3 protein-coding genes and 1 pseudogene are annotated in these 3923 nt (G+C 58.6%); 3 read left to right on the forward strand and 1 reads right to left on the reverse strand.

What is annotated here, in order from left to right; translation table 11 throughout:
* Nucleotides 1-215, forward strand: a pseudogene (locus VGH68_RS16595) (hypothetical protein); the annotation flags it as partial.
* A gap of 108 nt (nucleotides 216-323) precedes the next feature.
* Here the strand turns inward: VGH68_RS16595 and VGH68_RS16600 are convergent.
* Nucleotides 324-1262 carry a class I SAM-dependent methyltransferase gene (locus VGH68_RS16600; protein ID WP_331604740.1) on the reverse strand — a complete coding sequence of 313 codons (939 nt, stop codon included), beginning with the start codon at nucleotides 1260-1262 and terminating at the stop codon, nucleotides 324-326.
* A gap of 394 nt (nucleotides 1263-1656) precedes the next feature.
* Between VGH68_RS16600 and VGH68_RS16605 the strand changes: the two genes are divergently transcribed.
* The gene (locus VGH68_RS16605) at nucleotides 1657-2556 is read left to right on the forward strand and encodes a class I SAM-dependent methyltransferase (protein ID WP_331604741.1); all 900 of its coding nucleotides are present in this window, start codon (nucleotides 1657-1659) and stop codon (nucleotides 2554-2556) included.
* A gap of 67 nt (nucleotides 2557-2623) precedes the next feature.
* Nucleotides 2624-3820: a phytanoyl-CoA dioxygenase family protein gene (locus VGH68_RS16610; RefSeq protein ID WP_331604742.1), complete on the forward strand. Its 1197-nt coding sequence runs from the start codon at nucleotides 2624-2626 to the stop codon at nucleotides 3818-3820.
* Nucleotides 3821-3923: the final 103 nt, after the last annotated feature.

Genomic DNA, 3923 nt, shown 5'->3' on the forward strand with positions numbered 1-3923 from the left:
GTTGCACCGTTGAGCATTTCAGCGTCTCAAATAACATTGTATTTGAGATCAAGATCCTCGAGCCGGCAGACACCAACTTCGATCTCGCGCTTTCGATGCTCTCGAAAAGCGAGTGTTTTTCCGACACGCCCGGGCGTCAGGTAGCGCTAGTCCTTGCAACGGCCGGCGCGGAGCTGGCCGTCGAATTCGACACACTCGAAATTGACGCTGACTAGCCCGTGGGACCTGCGCCTTGGCGAGCACACGACTCACAAAAAAGCGCGGCAACATGTGTTGCCGCACTCAAGTCGGTCCCATCAGCAAATCCCAACCGCACAGCAACCTCACGCCCGCTTCGCAATGACCGTCGTCGAACTCGCAATATCAAGATTCTTCTGTGCGCTCAATTGCGTTACGAACGATCGCTTCAGCAAAGCCGGCGGTCCTTGCAGAATCTCACCAACCGTCAACGCTTCCAATTCCCGCAGCGCATCCTCATCGAGCCCTTCGGCCCAATCACGCATGATCCAATAGATCGACCATATGGCCGTCGTCGACTCCGGCACGTACACGCGTACGACGTTGATCGCAGACCCGAAGAGATTGAGAATGCCCTCCGCGGTCATGTTGTAGTAGTGATGCGGGTAGCCGTGAGTTGGCTGGGTAAGCGGCACCACCACGACCAAATCGCCACCGGGCTTTAGCACGCGCAGAATTTCTTTGGCGGCAGTGAACGGATCTTTGACGTGCTCGAGCACATTAAGCGAAAGCACGCCGTCAAACGATGCGTCCTTGAACGGCAGTACCTCTCCAACGCCGCGCACATCGGTAGACGGGTAATTGGTAATTTCGAAATTGACGACGTTCTCGTAGGTTGCGGGACGACTGCCTGCTCCGCAATCCAGTACCAGACCAGAAGGGTGACGCTCGATGACGGCTAAAGCATCGCCGTCGTAATGATTGCTTCCTGTCAGATCGGAATCGTAAATATCGAACTTCGAGCGCAGCTCAGGAGACAGGAAATCGAAGCACTTGCCGTCGTCGGTATACGGCATGTCAGTACGCAGCACAGACTCTATTCGCCTTCTTCGCTCCTGCCTGCGATTGGCGGCGACATTCGCATCTTGCATACGGTGGCTTTCGGATACGCCGAAGATATCGAAGTGCGATCTTCCCGATCGTAATTGTCCGCGTTCGACAGCTTCAGCGACATCCGGATTGGCGGCGAGGTAGGCTTGCTCGCAAAAATTCAAAGGCGTAACGCGCTCGAGACCAGGATCCATGGACTTCCTCGGGAACACTTCGAAATGGGGCGCGCAAATTATAGCAATCTGCATTTCCGACCTTGTGCGCGATCGCAATCAGCCGCCGCCCTCGTCCGCCTACCGTTAGCAATCTGAAAGACACGCCCGTCGGTGGCACACTTCGCGGTAATCTCACCGCGCGGATCAAGCTGCTGTTGATGCCTGAGGTGCCGCACGCGAAGATACCGACGCCTGCGATCATAGCGGCTCATAAACGCCTGCTAAAAGCAGACTGCAGCACACGTCCCCTGATCCATTTCGCGAAACGTGTAGCGACCGGACAGTCCCGCGATCGAGCCACCGGCGAACCGGTAGCGCGCTTTCCGATCGTGTCATAATCGACGGACCTTGGACGATCCATAGGGAAGCCAAAATGAAAGCGAGCGAACTGGATCTGTATGCGACCTCGGAGCCGAGTCACGCACTGGCTTTCAATCTTTTCGACGGCACGTGGATATCGGATGTGCCGGGCTACGGTTTAGGCAAGACCGCCCATTTCGAAGACGGGCGCCTGCAATGGTTCGAGTCGGTGTGCGGTGGATTCGCCGGCAAGAGCGTGCTGGAACTCGGGCCAATGGAAGGCGGGCACACTTACATGCTGGCCAAGGCCGGCGCATCACCGATCCTCGCGATCGAGGCCAACTCGAAGTCCTTTCTGAAGTGCCTGCTTGTGCGCAATGCGTTGAAGTTCAATGCCGAGTTCATGTACGGTGACTTCCGCGAACTACTCAGGAAGCGCGAGCAGCGTTTCGACCTGATTCTCGCAAGCGGTGTGCTGTATCACATGATCGATCCGGTATCGCTGCTCGAAGATATCGCGCATGCATCCGACTCCTTGTGCCTGTGGACTCACTACTACGATGCGGACGTCGTGAGCGAGAATCGAAACATGGCAACGCATGTCGATCCGACGCCGACCACGTCGGTATTTCGCGGGCGCGAAATTCATATCCACCGCTACCACTATCTGGATAGCATCAACAGCGCCAAATTCATCGGAGGTACCGCGCCGCAAGCGAACTGGATGAGTCGCGCGAGTCTACTGGCCGTCCTGCATGCACTCGGCATGACAGTAATCGTGGGTCGCGAAGATCGCGATCACCCAGCCGGTCCATCGATTCTTCTTTATGCCGCGCGTATTCCAGACTTCAGCGAAACCGCATACCTCGAGCGCTATCCCGATGTAGCGGCGGCGGTCGAGCAGAAACAATTCAGTTCAGGCGCGGAGCACTACATCCGCTTTGGCCGTACCGAGGGACGTTTGATCAGCTAGCGGCTCGGCAAGCGCCGCGTCGCTCGTGCCAGTCGTCTCACCATCGAATCCGGAGCTTTTCAGGAAAATGAATAGTCCAGCAAACGAGAGGTTTTTCGAGCGGCCCGTCGTCGCCGAAGTGCCAATCGACCGTCAAACGCAAGTCTTCAAGTTTGAAAAATTTCCGGCCGCCGGTCCCGTTCCATGGCTCGACCGTCCCGATGCGCACGAAAAAATCGACGCGCTACTGTCGAGCGGAGAGATCAGCGAGCAGGAAGCCGGCTGGTGCAGAAAGTGGGTGAGCGACGGCTATCTGATCCTCGAAGGCTTTTTTGGCGAACAACAACTGGACGCCACGTGGCAAGCCTATGAAGACGCGATCGCCGACGGCACGTTGAAGCCGCCGCATGAGCCGATTTTCGACGGCGATACGCTGCCGGGCCGCACGCTGAATCCGCATTTCCAGGTGCCGGCAATTCGCGACATGCTGTTCGATGCGCGCATGAACCAGGTCGTGAGCTTGCTGCTCGGTGTGAAGTCGGCGCCCTTCCAGACGATCGGCGGCCACAAGAGCAGTGAGCAGCTCGAGCACTCCGATTCGATTCATATGTCGACATATCCGAACGGATATCTGGTCGCGAACTGGATCGCGTTCGAGGATATTCATCCGGATTCCGGGCCCCTGGTTTATCACCCGGGCACGCACAAACTGCCTTATCTGATGTCGACCGAACTCGGGATGCCGTTCGGTTGCGGCTACTCCGCTTATCACGACATCTACGAACCCGCGATCCAGCAGCTCATCGCGGAGAAATCGGGCGGGCCGCACTATTTCTATCCGAAAAAGGGCGACGTGCTGCTGTGGCACGCGAACCTGCTGCACGGCGGCAGCAAGATGCGCGATGCGGCGCACGCGAGCCGCAAGGCACTGGTCTGCCATTTCTTCGCGCAAGGCTGTCTGTGCTATCACGATCTGACCGGCATGCCGTCGAGCCTGACGCCGATCGTGCCGTTCGACGGTGACGCCTATCTCGACGCGAACCCCGACGTGGCGGCAAGCGGCGGCAATGCGTTGCAGCACTACATCTATTACGGCCGGTTCGAAGGCCGTCCGTTGCGCAGCCCCGCGGTGGCGCGACGCAGCGCGCGGCTTGCCGAATTGCCGGACGGCTTCGATGCGAAGCTCTACCTCGAAGCGAATCCCGATGTTGCCGCCGCTGGCGTCGACGCGGTCGATCACTTCCTCGACTTCGGCCGCGCGGAGGGCCGGACGCTGAAGCCTTGAGGTTCGGTCGTTCGCAGCATCGCCGGCGCTCGCCAACCCGCGAGTCGGACGCCGGGCACGGCCGCTGCCGCTTCCTGCGCGCAGCGGCGCAGTGTTTAGCGGG

The sequence above is a fragment of the Paraburkholderia sp. genome, assembly GCF_036488505.1.
Taxonomy (GTDB): Bacteria; Pseudomonadota; Gammaproteobacteria; order Burkholderiales; family Burkholderiaceae; genus Paraburkholderia.

Bases quoted from the DNA above. Each gene is read 5' to 3' on its own strand.
- VGH68_RS16600 (WP_331604740.1), bottom strand. From the start codon at position 1,262: ATGGATCCTGGTCTCGAGCGCGTTACGCCTTTGAATTTTTGCGAGCAA.
- VGH68_RS16605 (WP_331604741.1), top strand. From the start codon at position 1,657: ATGAAAGCGAGCGAACTGGATCTGTATGCGACCTCGGAGCCGAGTCAC.
- VGH68_RS16610 (WP_331604742.1), top strand. From the start codon at position 2,624: ATGAATAGTCCAGCAAACGAGAGGTTTTTCGAGCGGCCCGTCGTCGCC.